This is a genomic window from Acidovorax sp. 59 (assembly GCF_002754175.1).
GTDB lineage: Bacteria > Pseudomonadota > Gammaproteobacteria > Burkholderiales > Burkholderiaceae_C > Acidovorax > Acidovorax delafieldii.
The window spans coordinates 2344827-2360395 of record NZ_PEET01000001.1 but is presented as its reverse complement, the minus strand read 5'-3'; the positions used below and the strand labels follow the sequence as shown (position 1 = coordinate 2360395).

Annotated in this window: 12 protein-coding genes; 7 read left to right on the top strand and 5 right to left on the bottom strand. The window is 66.3% G+C overall.

Annotated features, from left to right (window positions below; genetic code table 11):
* Window positions 1-175 precede the first annotated feature (175 nt).
* The gene (locus tag CLU87_RS10600; RefSeq protein WP_099730432.1) at window positions 176-1201 is read left to right on the top strand and encodes a diguanylate cyclase; all 1026 of its coding nucleotides are present in this window, start codon (window positions 176-178) and stop codon (window positions 1199-1201) included.
* 18 nt (window positions 1202-1219) lie between these two features.
* Here CLU87_RS10600 and CLU87_RS10595 read toward each other — a convergent pair whose 3' ends face one another.
* From CLU87_RS10595 to CLU87_RS10585, 3 genes are all read right to left on the bottom strand, one after another.
* Window positions 1220-2305 carry a DUF72 domain-containing protein gene (locus CLU87_RS10595; RefSeq protein ID WP_099730431.1) on the bottom strand — a complete coding sequence of 362 codons (1086 nt, stop codon included), beginning with the start codon at window positions 2303-2305 and terminating at the stop codon, window positions 1220-1222.
* 46 nt (window positions 2306-2351) lie between these two features.
* The gene (locus CLU87_RS10590; protein WP_056063453.1) at window positions 2352-2756 is read right to left on the bottom strand and encodes a hypothetical protein; all 405 of its coding nucleotides are present in this window, start codon (window positions 2754-2756) and stop codon (window positions 2352-2354) included.
* A 241-nt stretch (window positions 2757-2997) separates the two neighbouring features.
* Entirely contained in the window at window positions 2998-3291 is a 294-nt protein-coding gene (locus CLU87_RS10585) for a DUF4148 domain-containing protein (RefSeq protein ID WP_056746958.1), read from the bottom strand.
* 277 nt (window positions 3292-3568) lie between these two features.
* Between CLU87_RS10585 and CLU87_RS10580 the strand changes: the two genes are divergently transcribed.
* The 3 genes from CLU87_RS10580 to CLU87_RS10570 all read left to right on the top strand — a co-directional run bounded on the left by CLU87_RS10580 (window position 3569) and on the right by CLU87_RS10570 (window position 8128).
* Window positions 3569-5938 (top strand): Tex family protein, encoded by a 2370-nt coding sequence (locus CLU87_RS10580; RefSeq protein ID WP_099730430.1) that lies wholly within the window; start codon window positions 3569-3571, stop codon window positions 5936-5938.
* Window positions 5939-6025: 87 nt separating this feature from the next.
* On the top strand, window positions 6026-6856 hold the full coding sequence (locus CLU87_RS10575) for an HDOD domain-containing protein (protein WP_056063447.1): 831 nt from the start codon (window positions 6026-6028) through the stop codon (window positions 6854-6856).
* A gap of 99 nt (window positions 6857-6955) precedes the next feature.
* Window positions 6956-8128: a patatin-like phospholipase family protein gene (locus tag CLU87_RS10570; RefSeq protein WP_056745124.1), complete on the top strand. Its 1173-nt coding sequence runs from the start codon at window positions 6956-6958 to the stop codon at window positions 8126-8128.
* Between the two features lie 331 nt (window positions 8129-8459).
* Here the strand turns inward: CLU87_RS10570 and CLU87_RS10560 are convergent, their stop codons facing one another.
* Window positions 8460-11282 (bottom strand): EAL domain-containing protein, encoded by a 2823-nt coding sequence (locus CLU87_RS10560; protein WP_099730429.1) that lies wholly within the window; start codon window positions 11280-11282, stop codon window positions 8460-8462.
* A 267-nt stretch (window positions 11283-11549) separates the two neighbouring features.
* Complete coding sequence (locus tag CLU87_RS10555; protein ID WP_099730428.1) at window positions 11550-12686, bottom strand: iron-containing alcohol dehydrogenase; 1137 nt, start codon at window positions 12684-12686, stop codon at window positions 11550-11552.
* Window positions 12687-12782: 96 nt separating this feature from the next.
* Here CLU87_RS10555 and CLU87_RS10550 point away from each other — a divergent pair, with 96 nt between their 5' ends.
* From CLU87_RS10550 to CLU87_RS10540, 3 genes are all read left to right on the top strand, one after another.
* The gene (locus CLU87_RS10550) at window positions 12783-13655 is read left to right on the top strand and encodes a 2-keto-4-pentenoate hydratase (protein WP_099730427.1); all 873 of its coding nucleotides are present in this window, start codon (window positions 12783-12785) and stop codon (window positions 13653-13655) included.
* 103 nt (window positions 13656-13758) lie between these two features.
* Window positions 13759-14679 (top strand): alpha/beta hydrolase, encoded by a 921-nt coding sequence (locus CLU87_RS10545; RefSeq protein ID WP_199737540.1) that lies wholly within the window; start codon window positions 13759-13761, stop codon window positions 14677-14679.
* A gap of 8 nt (window positions 14680-14687) precedes the next feature.
* Window positions 14688-15545, top strand: a complete 858-nt coding sequence (locus tag CLU87_RS10540; RefSeq protein ID WP_056744425.1) for a YbgC/FadM family acyl-CoA thioesterase — start codon at window positions 14688-14690, stop codon at window positions 15543-15545.
* The last annotated feature ends 24 nt before the right edge of the window (window positions 15546-15569 follow it).

The window sequence follows — 15569 nt, the reverse complement described above, 5'->3', positions numbered from 1 at the left end:
CTGCAAGGGACGCGTACTGTCTGGCAGCGCACATAAACGTGGTAAGCGGCGCTGGCAAGGCCAGTGTTGCAGGTGTTACATTTGTTCGAAGCGTTAGCTGCCGCGGGCGCAGCGCCTTTGCAAAGCGTTTCAGGCCGTTGCCCAGCACCTTCCGTCCCCGCCAAGGAACCGTCCCATGTCACCAGAACGCCAACGGCTCATCCGAATGCTGTTCGACGAGTACATCGAGATGTATGCCGGGCGCGATGCCCGGCTTGTGGATCGCTTCAGTGAGAACTTCAGCGGCTTTGCGGGCAGCAGCGACAAGCTCATCAAAACCCGCAGCGAATGGGTGGACATCACGCAGACCGACTTTGCGCAGGTGCCCGGGCGCATCGGCATCGAGGTGCTGGACCTGTTCCCGCAGGAACTGGGCGCCGATGTGCTGGCCGTGACCGCGTTTTTCCACATCCACCTGCCCAACCCCGACCCGCTGTTTGCCAGCGAGACCGCCCGCTTGGTGCTCGTCTTCCGGCAGGAGGGCGATGACTGGAAGATTGCGCACAGCAGCATCTCCATCCCGTATGGACTGGCCCGAGACGGCGAGGTGTACCCCGTCAGCCGCCTGCAGCAGCGCAACCAGGAGCTGCAGACGTTGGTGGATGAGCGCACCCAGGCACTGGCCCAGGCCAACAACCAGCTGCAGCTGCTCAGCAACACCGACGGCCTGACCGGTATCGCCAACCGCCGCCATTTTGACCAGACCTTGGCCCATGAATGGGCTCGCGCACAACGGGCCCACGGACCACTGTCGCTGATCATGCTGGACGTGGATGTGTTCAAGCACTTCAATGACCACTACGGCCATCTGGCGGGCGATGCCTGCCTGAAATCCCTGGCCCTGACGCTGGCACAGACCGGGGGACGGCGCGATGGCGACCTGGTAGCGCGCTTTGGCGGCGAGGAGTTTGTGGTGCTGCTGCCCGGCGCCGATGCCCGGGTCGCCCTGGAGATGGCCCAGAACATCCAGCAAGCCATCCAGGCGCTGGCCTTGCCGCACGAGGGTGCGCCGTGGGGCATCGTGACGGTGAGCTTCGGCGTGGCCACCATGGCGCCACAGCGCGAGCAGTTGGCCGAAGAGCTGGTACGCCGCGCGGACCGCGCGATGTACCGTGCCAAGCAAGGCGGCCGCAACCGCATCGAGCAGGCGCCGGAGCAATAAAACGGGGTGGGTCGGGTTTTACCTGGCCGCCAGCCGAGCGAATTCTTCTGCCACACCCCGCACCGTGAGCGGCGCACAGCCTTCGGCATGGTTGCTGATGGTCACGAAGGCGTTCTGTCCACGGCCTGTGATGCCTGCGATCACTGCGGCCAGTGCCGCCCGGGTGTCCAGGTCCGGGTGGTGCAGGCGGTCGTAGGGTTCGTACATCCGCTCGGCCTCTTCATAGCCGTAGGGGCCGTGCACAGGGTTCAGGTTCCAGCGGCACACCAGCGGGCCCGGCCACAGAGCACGCAGCATGGGCAGTTGGTCGTGGAGCGGCGGCATCTTGGCATGCAGCCCCAGGCAATAGGTGGCGCCCGCTTCGCGCAGCACGGCAGCAAAGTCGGGCGTCAGCCACTCGGGGTCGCGCACCTCCACGGCAATCACGCCGTCAGGCGCCAGGGGGGCCAACGGGGGCAGGGCCAGCAGCATGGCACGCAGACGATCCAGCAATGCGGGCATGCGATCCAGCTGCGCCAGCGGCAGGGGGCTGAGCTGGAATACCAGCGCACCCAGCTTGTGACCCAGGCCCTGGAGCGCTGGCTCCACACATTCGCTGCGGGCCAGCTCGGGGCTGAGGAACGCCGGGTTGGGCTGGCGGCCGCGTCCGTCTTCGCTGCGCACCAGTGCATCCGTCACCACGCTGGGCGCCTTGACCACAAACCGGAAGTCGTCGGGCACTTGCGACGCATAGCGCTCGTACTGGCTCACCGTGAGCGGTCGGTAGAAGCTGCGGTCGATGCTCACCGTGCGCATCAGCGGGTGCTGGGCGTACACGGCCAGCCCCTGTTTCGACAGCTGCGTGTCGGAATGCTCGCCCTCCCACACCAGGCCTTTCCAGCCAGGGTAGGTCCATGACGAAGTGCCCAGGCGCAACTGGCGGGGCAGGGCGGCGGCGAGGGCCGTCAGCGCATCGTCGGGAACGATCGGAGCGACTGTGCTGGACCGGGTACGCCGTGCAGTGGACTCAGCGCCTTGCGTGGGGGATGGAGCGGATGGCCCGTTGGCCGGCACGTCTGCCGACGGGGGCTTGGGCAGCGTGTCGCCAAAAAGATCGTCTTGCATGCGCTGCGGTGGTGCGGTTTGGTGCGGTACGGTGGGGTAGGTTGCGCTACGAGCTGCCAAACAGCCCGCTCTCGTCCAGCAGGTCAAACGTGATCTGGGGATGGGTGTCCATGCTTTTCTTGATGGCAGCCGGGATGGCCTGCCGTGTCTTACGGCACAGGCCCGGCTGTTCGTGCACCAGGATCGCAATGCCCCGCAGGCTGCGCACCTCGTTCGGGCTTTGGGTGATGGACAGGCGGATGCCCAGTTGCTGCTCCATGCGCTCCTGCATCCTGCGCAGGTCGGCAAGACTGCCCAGGTTCTCCAGGCGCTCCAGCATCTTCTTTTCTTCGCTGCGCGTGAGCATCAGGATGCGCAGATCTCCCCCCGGTGCTTGCAGCAACGCCTCCCGGTCGCACACGCAGGTGCCAGGGGGGCATTCGGTACGGATGGGGAAAGGTGGGAGGGACATGAAGCGGCGTGCGAACAGTCCTTCATTCTATGAAGGGCTGACCGTGCCGAGCGTGTGGCCACCCGCAAGTCCATGCGGCCCAACAACAAAAAGGGCTCCCAGAGGGAGCCCTTTTTGCCTGCCCGCCCCTGCGGTTCAGTTAACACTCCCCATGGCAGCAGCGCCCGCACCGCGCGAAGTGCCACCACCATGGGAAGTCCCGCAACTGCTTCAAACCAATCTCAGCAGTTGGTCTGCCAAATTACATGGCGCTGAATTCGCCCGAAGGGATCTGGCCGGTACGCACGGCTTCAGCAGCCTGTGCACGCACGGCAGCGCGGTCAGCGGTGGATTGGTAGGTCACCACACGCGAGCCTGCGGGTTCCATGTTGTGGGTCTTGGCTTCCACTACAGCTTCGGCTTGCACTTCAGCGCGGGTGCGGTTCGTGTCGAACTTCAGGGCAAATTGCGAGCCATCGGCTTCATCGGCATGGGCGCCAAAAGCGGCGAAAGCAGCAACAGCGGCGACGGAGAGGAAACGGGCGGTCTTGTTCATGATGAAAATCCTTAAAAAAACTTAAAAAGCGTCTCAAAAAAGCCGGGTCAAAAACCATTCCTGAACCGGGTTCGGTGAGTCGCCTTGCGGGTTCGGCTCATCGATGGGATGAACTGTACGCCGATGGTGTTCAGGGAAAAACTATCCAGTCGCAAACTAACTGTTCCAGTATTGGGAACAATCCGCCGAGCGGACTGAGGGCTGCCAAAACCGCCTGTGGCAAACTCGCGCGCTTCGCTTTTTTGTTTGACCGAGTCTCAGAGAGTCCGCCCCACCCATGCAGCAGATCGTTCGGCAGTTGGCCGCAGAAATCAAAGTCAGTGAACAACAGGTGCGCGCAGCGGTGGAGCTGCTGGATGGCGGTGCCACGGTGCCCTTCATTGCGCGCTATCGCAAGGAAGTGACGGGCGGGCTGGACGACATTCAGCTGCGCGAACTGGAGGCGCGCCTGTCCTATCTGCGCGAGCTGGAAGACCGCCGCGTGGCCGTGCTCAAGGCGATTGACGAGCAGGGCAAGCTCACCGATGCACTGCGTGCCGCCATTGCGGTCGCCCCGACCAAGCAGGAGCTGGAAGACATCTACCTGCCGTTCAAGCAAAAGCGCCGCACCAAGGGCCAGATCGCGCGCGAGTTCGGCATCGAACCGCTGGCCGACAAGCTATTTGCCGACCCCACACTGGACCCCGCCGTCGAAGCTGCGGCGTTCACCAAGCCACCCGAAGTGCTGGATGACGGCAAGCCCGGTGCCGATTTCTCCACCGTGCCCGCTGTGCTGGATGGTGTGCGCGACATCCTCAGCGAGCGCTGGGCCGAAGACCCGGCGCTGGTGCAGAACCTGCGTGAGTGGCTGTGGGCCGAAGGCCTGCTGCGCAGCAAGAAGGTGGACAGCAAGAACGAGAACGACCCCGAGGTCTCCAAGTTCCGCGACTACTTCGACTACGACGAACCCATCGGCCGCGTGCCCTCGCACCGCGCGCTGGCTGTGTTTCGCGGGCGCGGACTCGAAATTCTGGAAGCCAAGCTGGTATTGCCGGTGGAGCCCGAACCCGGCAAGCCCAGCATCGCCGAAGGCAAGATCGCCCTGCACCTGGGCTGGAGCCACCAGGGCCGCAAGGCCGATGACCTGATCCGCAAGTGCGTGGCCTGGACCTGGCGCGTGAAGCTCAGCCTCTCGACCGAGCGCGACCTGTTCGCCCGCCTGCGAGACGAGGCCGAGAAGGTCGCCATCAAGGTGTTTGCCGACAACCTGCGCGACCTGCTGCTGGCCGCACCGGCCGGCCCGCGCGTGGTGATGGGGCTGGACCCAGGCATCCGTACCGGCGTGAAGGTGGCCGTGGTGGACGCCACGGGCAAGCTGGTGGAGACGGCCACCGTGTACCCGCACGAGCCCAAGCGTGACTGGGATGGCTCGTTGTTCACCCTGGCCAAGCTGGTGGAAAAACACGGCGTGAACCTGATCGCCATTGGCAACGGCACAGCCAGCCGCGAGACCGACAAGCTGGCTGCTGACCTCATCAAGATGGCCGCCAAGGCCGAACGCGCCATCGAGAAGGTGGTGGTGAGCGAGGCGGGGGCTTCGGTGTATTCCGCCAGCGAATATGCGTCGCAAGAGATGCCCGATGTGGACGTGAGCCTGCGCGGTGCGGCCTCCATCGCCCGCCGCCTGCAAGACCCGCTGGCCGAGCTGGTGAAGATCGACCCCAAGAGCATCGGCGTGGGCCAGTACCAGCACGACGTGAACCAGAGCGAGCTGGCCCGCACCTTGGGCACGGTGGTGGAGGACTGTGTGAACTCGGTGGGTGTAGACCTGAACACGGCCAGCGTGCCGCTGCTCAGCCGCGTGTCGGGCCTGTCGGGCAGTGTGGCCAAGGCCGTGGTGCGCTGGCGCGAGGCCAATGGCGCGTTCAAGAGCCGCAAGCAGCTCATGGATGTGGCCGGGCTCGGTGCCAAGACCTTTGAGCAGAGCGCGGGCTTCTTGCGCATTCGCGGTGGTGACAACCCGCTGGACATGACGGGTGTTCACCCCGAGACCTACCCGGTGGTCGAGCAGATCATGGAAAAGACTGGCAAGCCGGTGGCCGAGATCATGGGCCGTGCCGACATGCTCAAGACCCTCAAGCCCGAGCTGTTTGCCAACGAGAAGTTTGGTGTGATCACTGTCAAGGACATCCTGGCCGAGCTGGAGAAGCCCGGCCGCGACCCGCGCCCCGACTTCAAGGTGGCGCGCTTCAACGACGGCGTGGAAGACATCAAGGACCTCAAGGAAGGCATGATCCTGGAGGGCACGGTGAGCAACGTGGCCCAGTTTGGCGCCTTCATCGACCTGGGCGTGCACCAGGACGGCCTGGTGCATGTGAGCCAGCTGGCGCACAAGTTCGTGAACGATGCGCGCGAGGTGGTCAAGACCGGCGACATCGTCAAGGTCAAGGTCATGGAGGTGGACGTGGAGCGCAAGCGCATCGGCCTGTCGATGAAGCTGGATGCCGCGCCACCGCGCCAGGGCGGCGACCGGGGCGCACCCCGTGACAACCGCTTTGAGGGCGCAGGCCGTGGCTACGCGCAACCCCAGCGCCGTGGGCCCGAGCCTGTGCAGCAGTCGGCCATGGCGTCCGCATTTGCGAAGTTGCAACAGGCTAAAGGCCGCTGACGCAGCCGGCTGTGCCGCCGGTGGTTTTTTGGCCGTGCAGGGGCCCATAATCGCCAGCACCTGAACCAACCACCGGCGCCGTACCCCATGGAGTTGAACGCACTGCTGGCCCAACCTGTGGCACTGCCCAGCCTTCCGCGCGCCGTGGCGCTGCTGATGAGCGAGCTGGCCCAGAACGAACCCAGCTTGCGGCGCCTGAACCAGTTGTTTGGCACCGATCCGGCCCTTGCGGCGCGTTTGCTGGAACTGGCCAATTCCCCCACCTTCCAGCTGCCCGGGCAGATCGCGGGCATCCCCGAGGCGCTGGCGCTGCTGGGCACCGCACAGCTGCGCACGTTGGTCACGTCGGCGCCGCTGGGCACCACGTCGCGCTCGGTGCCCGGGGTGAACATGCAGCAGTTCTGGCGCTACAGCCTCAACACGGCCAAGCTCGCGCGGTCGCTCGCTGGCATCGTCCACCACAACCAGATCGCGGCCTATACCGCCGGTTTGCTGCATGCCCTGGGCGAGCTGGTGATCCATCTGGCGGACCCCGAGAAGGCCCAGTCGGTCAACACCCTGGTAGCCCCGTTTGACCTGCGCCGCGACAAGATCGAGCAACGCATCTTTGGCTACAGCTACGGCCAGGTCACTGCGGGCTGCGCGCGCCGCTGGCAACTGCCCGAGGTGGTGATTGACGCCCTGCAGCACCAACACGCACCGTTTGACAACAAGGTCTACGAACCCCTGGCGGGCGTCATCCACCTGGCTGCCTGGCGCGCCCGCGCCCGCGAGGCGGAGCTGAACGAAAAAGAGCTGGCCGTGTCCTTCCCTGGCGAAGTGGGGCTGGCCCTGGGGCTCGACATCGACATGGTGCTGCAGCAAGACCCCATCGACTGGACCGCCCGACCGGATGCGGCGGCGGATTTCATCGTCTAGTTGCCCGGTTGCGGGTCAGGCGGTTGCCGGGGAAGGCGCTGTTGAGTAAGGTCTACGGATTGACGGTGCTGCCCCAGCCGCTTTGCGACAATCAGCGCCATGAAAGCACTGCGCATCCATGCTGGCCCCCGCGCCCGCCAACACCTGGAACAACAGGGCCTGCGGCCCGCTGACGTGAGCGTAATCCCGGCAGCGGCTGGCGGTCCCAAGGGACTGATCCTGGGGCCGATGGACCGGTTCATTTTTGGGGAGTGGCTGCCGCGCTCCGATCAGCCCGTGCACCTGGTGGGAGCCTCGATTGGCGCCTGGCGCATGGCCACGGCCTGCCTGCAGCAATCGGTGGCGGCTTTTGAGCGGCTGGAGCATGACTACATCCACCAGGACTACGAGCTGCCACCCGGCAAAAAGCGCCCCACGGCCGCCCATGTGAGCGAGCGGTTCGGCCAGAACCTGGAGGCCTTCTACGGCGGGCGGGTGCAGGAAGTGCTCAGCCACCCCCGCTACCGCCTGCACATCGTCACGTCCCGGGGCCGCCATGTGCTGGGGCGGGAGCATGCGCTGGGCACGCCGCTGGGGTATCTGGGGGCGTTTGTGACCAACACCGTGCACCGCAAGGCGATGGGGGCCTGGCTGGAGCGGGTGGTGTTTTCCTCATCGGGTGCGGCACTGCCTTTTGCCACGACCGACTACCGCACCCGGCAGGTGGGGCTGAACTCAGACAATTTCATGCAGGCGCTGCAGGCCAGCTGCTCGATCCCGTTTGTCTTGCAGGCCGTGCACAACATCCCGGGCGCCCCGCGGGGCGCTTACTGGGACGGCGGCATCACCGACTACCACCTGCATCTTGCCTATGGTTTGCCGAATGTCGGTGCTTCTGAATTGATAGCTGCTCAGGCAATAAGCACTAGCGCTCCCAGCGAAAAAGGCTCAAAAACTGCGGCCGAGCCGCTGCGCGCGGGTGCTGGCGGCCTCGTGCTCTACCCCCACTTCCAGCACCGCGTGGTGCCGGGCTGGCTGGACAAGGGGCTGAAGTGGCGCCACAAGGCCACGTCGGCGCTCGACAACATGGTGGTGCTGTCGCCCGACCCGGACTGGGTGCGCCGATTGCCCAACGCCAAGCTGCCCGACCGCAACGACTTCACCCACTACGGCACGGACAGCCGTGCCCGGGCCCAGGCGTGGCTGACGGCCACGCGCGCCAGCCAGCAGCTGGTGGATGAGTGGTGCGAATGGCTGGAGCGGCCGGACATGGGCGCGGTGCAGCCGTTGTAGGTTGCCAGGGCGGACGCGCCTCTGGGGCCCATTGGGTCTCCTGCGCTGGCCGCAGGCTCTCAGAACCTGTTCAAAGTCTTTTTAGAGTTGCACAAGTACCTTGCCGGGATGGGATGCAAGGCGCGGTGCGCCGCCGATAGCCCGTGCTATCGGCAAGCGCCGCAACGCGGCAGACCGCCCGGCAAGGCACTTGCCCGCAGGGTTGGAGTGAAATCGGGCGATTGAACGCCCCGGCTGCTTGCATGGGCACGAGCCCATGCGGCGCACCCGAGACATCCACTCATCCCGATTGCACTTCAATGCAATCTCCAAAATGACTTTGAACAGGTTCTTAGGTCGAAGCAGGGCGACGTGCCGCCTCTTGCACCGCCCGGGCAGCATGGCGTGCAGCGTGGTCCCGGGCCCAAGGCAGCACGTCGGCCGCGGGCATGGGTCGGGCAATGCCATAACCTTGTGCGCGTTCGCAACCCAGCTCTAGCAGCTTGGCGCAGTGCTCGGCGGTTTCGACGCCTTCGGCCACCACATGGCGGTGGAACGCAGCCGCCAGCGCCACGATGGCTTTGACGAGGGTAAGGTCGTCGCCGTCCTCCAGAATGCCGCGCACGAAGGACTGGTCGATCTTGATCGTCTCGGCGGGCAGGCGCTTGAGGTAGGACAGGGACGAAAAGCCGGTGCCGAAGTCGTCCAGCGCAAAACGCACGCCCAGGGCCTGGCAGCTTTGCATCATGCGGCGCATGTATTGCATGTCTTCGAGCGCGGCGGATTCCAGGATCTCCAGCTCCAGCCGCGAGGGAGACACCTCGGGGCAGGTGTGCAGGATGTCCTTGAGCCGCTGTACAAAGTTGGGCCGGTGGAAGTGAGGCGCCGCGATGTTGACGCTGACCTCCCATCCCATGCCCGCATCGCTCCACACCCGCATCTGCGCCAGGGCCTGGCGCAGCACCCATTCGCCCAGCTCGACCTGCAGGTCCGTGTCCTCCACCAGCGGCAGCACATGCTGCGGGCCCAGCAGCCCCTCTTGCGGGTGTTGCCAGCGCAGCAGGGCTTCGAGCCCGATGATCTCGCCCGTGCGCAGGTTGACCTTGGGCTGGTAGTGCAGCACCAGCTCGCCCGCGTGCAGTGCGCGGGCCACCCGGGTCTGGCGGGTGTGCTGGGTCTGCACGGCGTGGTCGTGTTGCACGTCGAACACGTGCAGCTGGTTGCGCCCGAAGCTCTTGGCCTGGCACATGGCCTGGTCGGCATGGCGCAGCAGGGTGTCGGGGTTGGCGTCGTCTTGCGGAAACACGGCCACGCCAATGCTGACGGTGATGTTCACCAGGCGGTCGTCAATCGCATAGGGCGCGGCCAGTTGCTGCATCAGCACGGCCAGGCGCGCCTCGATGGCGGGCACATCGGGCTGTTCGCCCAGCAGCAGCACAAACTCGTCGCCGCCCATGCGGGCCACGGCTTCGTGGGCCGTGATGAATGCGCCCAGGCGCCGCGCCACTTCCTTGAGCAGACGGTCGCCCACGCGCTGGCCAAAGGTGTCGTTCACGGCCTGGAAGTGGTCCAGGTCCAGCATGCACACCGCCAGCAGCAGCTGCTTGTTGCGGGCCACAAACAGGGCGTGTGTGAGCTTTTCGGCCAGGGCCGCACGGTTGTACAGACCGGTGAGCGCGTCGTGGCGGGCGTGCCACGAGATCTGGTGGCGCAGGTTGCGTGTTTCGGTCACGTCGCGGAATACCAGCACGCAGCCCGCCGCGTGGCCGCTTCCTTCGCGGATGGCGGCTGCCGTGTACTCGATGGCATAGCGCTCGCCAGAGCGGTGGATCAGCACCTCGTAGGTGGCCTGCTGCAGCCCACCCGGCTGGGTGTCGCGTTCGGCGGCCGCGCTGGCGGTGCGGCTGGCGGGCTCTTCGTAAAGACGGAACACGTCGTCCAGCTGCCGGCCCAGCGCCTGGTCGGCCGTGAACCCGGTCATGAGCTGTGCGGCCTCGTTGATGGTCTCGATGCGCCCGCCCGGGTCGGTGGTGATGACCCCGTCGCCGATGGAGGCGAGGGTGACCTCGGCACGTTCCTTTTCAGCGCGCAGGGCTTCCTGGGCGCGCTTGCGCTCGGTCACGTCCACCAGCGTGCCGATGGTGCCAGCCAGTTCGCCGTTGGTGCTGGTGAAGGGCGCTTCGAAATAGGCCATGTCCAGCGGGGGCTGGTGGGGCGGGCGGATGCGGATCTCGTTGTCGTGCGCGCTGGCGATCCGGGCCGACCGTTCCGGGGCCAGTTCGGCCGGCAGGCTGGCCCCTGTAGCGCCGTCAGCACCTGGCTGCGACTGGAACAGGCGCTGCCATGCGCGGTTGGCGTCCAGGTAGGTGCCGTCGGCATGGCGCACAAACACGGGCAGGGGCAAGGCATCGATCAACTGGCGGGTGAAGTGCAGTTGCTCGCTTTGCTGGCGCTGCGTTTCGTGCAAGGACAGCACCAAGGACTGCACCTTGCCCGCCATGTCGTTGAAGGTCTCGGCCATGGCGCGGGACTCCAGCGTGCCGGTGACTTCCATGCGGGTGCTCAGATAGCCTTGGCGAAACGCGTCGGTGGCCTGGGCCAGGCGCTGCAGCATGCGGGCATTGGCCCGCAGCAGCAGCGTCAGCAGAAAGAAGATGGTGAAGATGTTGAGCGCCGAGATGCGCGCCTGTACCAGCACCGTGGCCCACACCTGGTCCGCCAGGGGCTGCGGGTGGGCCGTCACCGTCAGTCGGCCCGATGTGCCGTCTGCCAGCGCGAGGCCGGACTGCTGCACAGGGGCGGAGAGGTCCAGCCAATCGGTAAACCATTTCGGAGCATTGGCGGGGTAGGGAAGGGCGGTGACCTCAATGGCGGGCTGGTCGGCGGCCTGCCATTTGATGGACGCCACCGCTGGCGCCGCCTGCGCCAACCCCTCGGTCAGGATACGGGTCACGGTGTCGGCATCGGGCGCGGGCACGGCGGCCAGGCGCAGCTGCAAAGGATCGCTGGCGCGCCGCAGTTCGGTAGAGCCTTGCTGCAGGGCTTCGTCGGTTTCCGCGGCCAGCAGGTAGTGGTAACGCACCCCGGTGACCAGCAGGATGATCGCCACGATGGGCACATACAGCCGGGGGTAGGTGCCCCGCAGAAGCCAGGTGGTGAGATTTCCGGTGCGCATTGACGGTGGTCCTCCCCCACAACCCCAGTGGTAATGAATGGTTAATTAATTGTTGACAGCGGCGAGTCTATCTTGTGAGAAGTTGTGAGCGTGGTTTTGCATCGCGCTACCGGCGCGGTGTTGCTGATGTGTGACGTTTTGTAAAACTGCGGAGCTGCCCGCACGCGCAATGCGCGCCTGACAAGTGCCCGGGCACGCGCTGGCTCCCCGCCATGTGCCCCCGCGCCCAGGTGCGCGGCAGTTGGCCCAAGGGTGAGGCGGCTGGGTTCAGAGCGACTGGGCCAGCATGTCGCGGTATTCCTCGGGTGTGGCGATGCGCGGGTTGGTCTTGTGGCAGTGGTCGGCCATCGCGCCCTTGATGATGTCGTCGAACATCGCCTCGTTCACGCCCATCGCGGCCAGGCCGGTGGGCAGGCTCAGGCGGGCGTTCATGTCGCGGATGGCTTCGGGAATATCGCCTGCGCTGGCCAGGCCCATGGCGTGGGCCATGCGTTCCAGGCGCTTTTCCTTCTGCACCGATTCCGCCTGCGCATTGAAGCGCACCACGGCGGGCAGGAACATGGCGTTGAGCGTGCCGTGGTGCAGGCGCGGGTTCACGCCGCCCAGGCTGTGGCTGAGCGAGTGCACGGCGCCCAGGCCCTTCTGGAAGGCCATGGCGCCCTGCATGCTGGCGCTCATCATGTGCAGGCGTGCATCGCGGTCGCTGCCGTTTTTGGTGGCCTGCTCGATGTTCGCCCAGCCGCGCGTGAGGCCGTCCAGCGCAATGCCGTCAGCGGGCGGGTTGAACGCGGCGGACATGAAGGTTTCCATGCAGTGCGCAATCGCGTCCATGCCCGTGGCTGCTGTGAGCATGGGGGGCAGGCCGAGGGTGAGTTCGGGGTCGCAGATGGCGGTCTTGGGCACCAGGTTCCATGAGTGGAAGCCGAGCTTGCGGTGGTCGTCCACGATGATGATCGCGCCGCGCGCCACCTCGCTGCCCGTGCCGCTGGTGGTGGGCACGGCGATCAGCGGCGCGGCGCGGTCGGTGATGCGGGGCGAGCCGCCTTCGATGGTGGCGTAGTACGTCAGCGGCCCCTCGTGCGTGGCCGCAATCGCGATGCCCTTGGCGCAGTCGATGGCGGAGCCCCCGCCCACGGCGATCAGCCCGTCGCAGCCCTGGGCCTTGTACATGTCCACGGCGGCGCGCACGGCGGCCTCCGTGGGGTTGGAGGGGGTCTGATCAAACACGGCCACCGTCATGCCGGGCAGCGCGTCCAGCGCCTTTTGCAGCACGCCGGCGGCCTTCACGCCGGGGTCCGTCACGATCAGAGGGCGGGTGATGCCCACGCGGTCGCATTCCTGCTTCAGCAGCTGGACGGCGCCGAATTCAAACTGGATCTGGGTGACGTAGTAGATGAAAGCCATGGTGCAACAAGGTGTGTGAATGGGGGTGCCAGCGATTACGATAGCTCGCCAGCCTTTGAAAAGGTTCTGAGCCCACTTTATAAGGAGGAGACAGCCTTGAAAACGAAGCAAACCCTGATGGCGGCCCTGGTGGCCGTCGCATCTGTGACAACAAGCGCCCAGGCCCAGTGCCTCACGGACGCGCAGGCCGCCGACCTGGTGGCCAACTATGTGGCCAAGACCCCGGCAGCCAACCCCGAGAACCTGACGGACGCCGACGGCGCCTGCACACGCGGCAAGGTCAACGCCTTGCTGGCCCAGCGCATGGGCAAGGTGATTGGCTACAAGGCGGGCCTGACCAACCCCGCCGTGCAAAAGCGCTTCAACACCGACAAGCCCGTGTGGGGCAAGCTCTACGAGGGCATGGTGCTGCCCAGTGGCGCCACGGTGGATGCAGCCTTCGGTGCCCGCCCCCTGTACGAGGCCGACATGCTGGTGCGCGTGAAAAGCGCCGCCATCAACCAGGCCAAGACCCCCATGGACGTGCTGGACGCCGTGGACCAGATCATCCCCTTCATCGAGCTGCCCGACCTGATGGTGCAGGCGCCGCCCAAGCTCAACGGCGCGGGCGTGACCGCCATCAACGTGGGCGCGCGCCTGGGTGTGGCGGGTGCCCCGATTGCCGTGCCGGCGTACCGGGGCGAGCGTTTTGCCATGCTCCAGGCCCTGGCCGACATGAACGTGTCGCTGACCGATGGCGCGGGTGCGCGCCTGGGTGGCGGCAAAGGCAGCGACATCCTGGACCACCCGCTCAACGCGGTGGTGTGGCTGGCCGGTGCGCTCGCGCAGGAAGGCCTGGCCATGCAGCCGGGCGACCTGATCAGCCTGGGCTCGTTCTCCGCATTGCTGCCGCCCAAGGCTGGCTTGTCGGTGACGGCCACCTACGACGGCTTGCCCGGCGCGGCACCCGTGCGACTGAGCTTCAAGTAACCCACCCCTGATCGGCCCGCCGCCTTGCGGGCCGTTGTCTTTTCTGCCGAGACCCCGACCGTTGATCGACCTGCACATCCATCACACCCGCCTGACCCCCCAGATGCGCAGCGTGCTCGAACGCATGGCCCGCGCCGGGCACCCGCCGCTGCACACACGCACGCCGCAGGAGGCACGCATCGCCTACCAGGCGGGCGCCGACGTGCTGGAGGTGCCCAAGGCCGCGCTGGCGCGGGTGGAAGACCTGCAGATCCCCGCCCGCGACGGTGCCATGCTGCCCGCACGGCTGTACGCGCCCAGCACCGACAAGGGCTTGCCCGTGCTGCTGTACACCCACGGCGGCGGCTTCACCATTGGCAACATCGCCACGCACGACATCCTGTGCCGCGAGCTGGCGCGTCTGGCCGGTTGCATGGTGGTGTCGCTGGACTACCGGCTGGCGCCGGAGCACCGCTTTCCCACGGCCAGCAACGATGCGTGGGATGCGCTGCAGTGGCTGGCTGCCAACGCCGAGCGCCTGGGTGCCGACCCGCAGCGCCTGGCCGTGGGGGGCGACAGCGCGGGGGGCACGCTGGCCGCGGTCAACGCCATTCTGGCGCGCGATGCGGGCCTGCCGCTGGCGCTGCAGCTGTTGATCTACCCCGGCTGCGCGGCGCACCAGGACACTCCTTCGCACGCCACCTTTGCACGTGGCCTGGTGCTGGAGGAGCCCGCCATCAGTTGGTTCTTTGGCCACTACGTGACCACACGCGAGGAGCGCGAGGACTGGCGTTTTGCGCCGCTGCTGGCGCCGGACGTGGAGGGCGTGGCGCCCGCGTGGATCGGCCTGGCCGAATGCGACCCGCTGGTGGACGAAGGCGTTGACTATGCCGACAAGCTGCGCCTGGCGGGCGTGCCGGTGGACCTGGACATCTACCGGGGCGTGACCCACGAATTCATCAAGATGGGCCGCGCCATCCCCGAAGCGCGCAAGGCCCATGCCGACGCAGCCCGCGCGCTGCGGCTGGCTTTTCATCTGGAGTAAACGAACCCATGCAAAGCAGTGATTTCCGTTGTTTCCACCGCCTGCGCGTGCGCTGGGCCGAGGTGGACATGCAAAAGATCGTGTTCAACGCGCACTACCTCATGTACGTGGATACCGCCATGTCCGAGTACTGGCGCGCGCTGGCGCTGCCGTACGAGGCGAGCATGCTGGCGCTGGGCGGCGAGATGTATGTGAAGAAGGCCACGGTGGAGTACCACGCCTCTGCGCGGCTCGACGACACGCTGGACGTGGGCCTGAAGTGCGCGCGCATCGGCAATTCGTCGTGCCTGTTCACGGCGGGCATTTTCTGTGGTGACCGCCTGCTGATCTCTGCCGAGCTGGTCTATGTGTTTGCCGACCCGGCCACGCAGACCTCGCGTCCGGTGCCGCCCGCACTGCGTGCGATCTTTGAAGGTTTTGAAGCGGGCGCTGAGATGGCCGAGGTGCGCACCGGCGATTGGAACACCCTGGGCCGCGATGCCGGCCGCGTGCGCACCGATGTGTTTGTGCACGAGCAGGGCATTCCGGCCGAGGTCGAGGCCGATAGGCACGACATTTCGGCGCGCCACGCTGTGCTGTACAACCGGCTGGGCATGCCGGTCGCTGCGGGCCGCCTGCTGCAGCACGCACCCGGCGTGGGCCGCATCGGCCGCATGGCGGTGGACCGGTCGGTGCGCGGTGCGCAGTGGGGCCGCCAATTGCTGGATGCGCTGGTGGACGCGGCGCGTGCCCGGGGCGATGCCGAAGTGCAATTACACGCTCAGCGCAGCGCCGAGGGCTTTTACCGCCGCGCGGGGTTCACGGTGGTGGGCGAGCCGTACGAAGAGGCAGGCATTGCGCACATCGCCATGGCCCGCAAGCTTTGATGGTTTGCTATTAAAAGGAGAGCT

Coding starts and splice junctions, on each gene's coding strand:
- CLU87_RS10600 (WP_099730432.1), top strand. CDS start 176: ATGTCACCAGAACGCCAACGGCTCATCCGAATGCTGTTCGACGAGTAC.
- CLU87_RS10595 (WP_099730431.1), bottom strand. CDS start 2,305: ATGCAAGACGATCTTTTTGGCGACACGCTGCCCAAGCCCCCGTCGGCA.
- CLU87_RS10590 (WP_056063453.1), bottom strand. CDS start 2,756: ATGTCCCTCCCACCTTTCCCCATCCGTACCGAATGCCCCCCTGGCACC.
- CLU87_RS10585 (WP_056746958.1), bottom strand. CDS start 3,291: ATGAACAAGACCGCCCGTTTCCTCTCCGTCGCCGCTGTTGCTGCTTTC.
- CLU87_RS10580 (WP_099730430.1), top strand. CDS start 3,569: ATGCAGCAGATCGTTCGGCAGTTGGCCGCAGAAATCAAAGTCAGTGAA.
- CLU87_RS10575 (WP_056063447.1), top strand. CDS start 6,026: ATGGAGTTGAACGCACTGCTGGCCCAACCTGTGGCACTGCCCAGCCTT.
- CLU87_RS10570 (WP_056745124.1), top strand. CDS start 6,956: ATGAAAGCACTGCGCATCCATGCTGGCCCCCGCGCCCGCCAACACCTG.
- CLU87_RS10560 (WP_099730429.1), bottom strand. CDS start 11,282: ATGCGCACCGGAAATCTCACCACCTGGCTTCTGCGGGGCACCTACCCC.
- CLU87_RS10555 (WP_099730428.1), bottom strand. CDS start 12,686: ATGGCTTTCATCTACTACGTCACCCAGATCCAGTTTGAATTCGGCGCC.
- CLU87_RS10545 (WP_199737540.1), top strand. CDS start 13,759: ATGCGCAGCGTGCTCGAACGCATGGCCCGCGCCGGGCACCCGCCGCTG.
- CLU87_RS10540 (WP_056744425.1), top strand. CDS start 14,688: ATGCAAAGCAGTGATTTCCGTTGTTTCCACCGCCTGCGCGTGCGCTGG.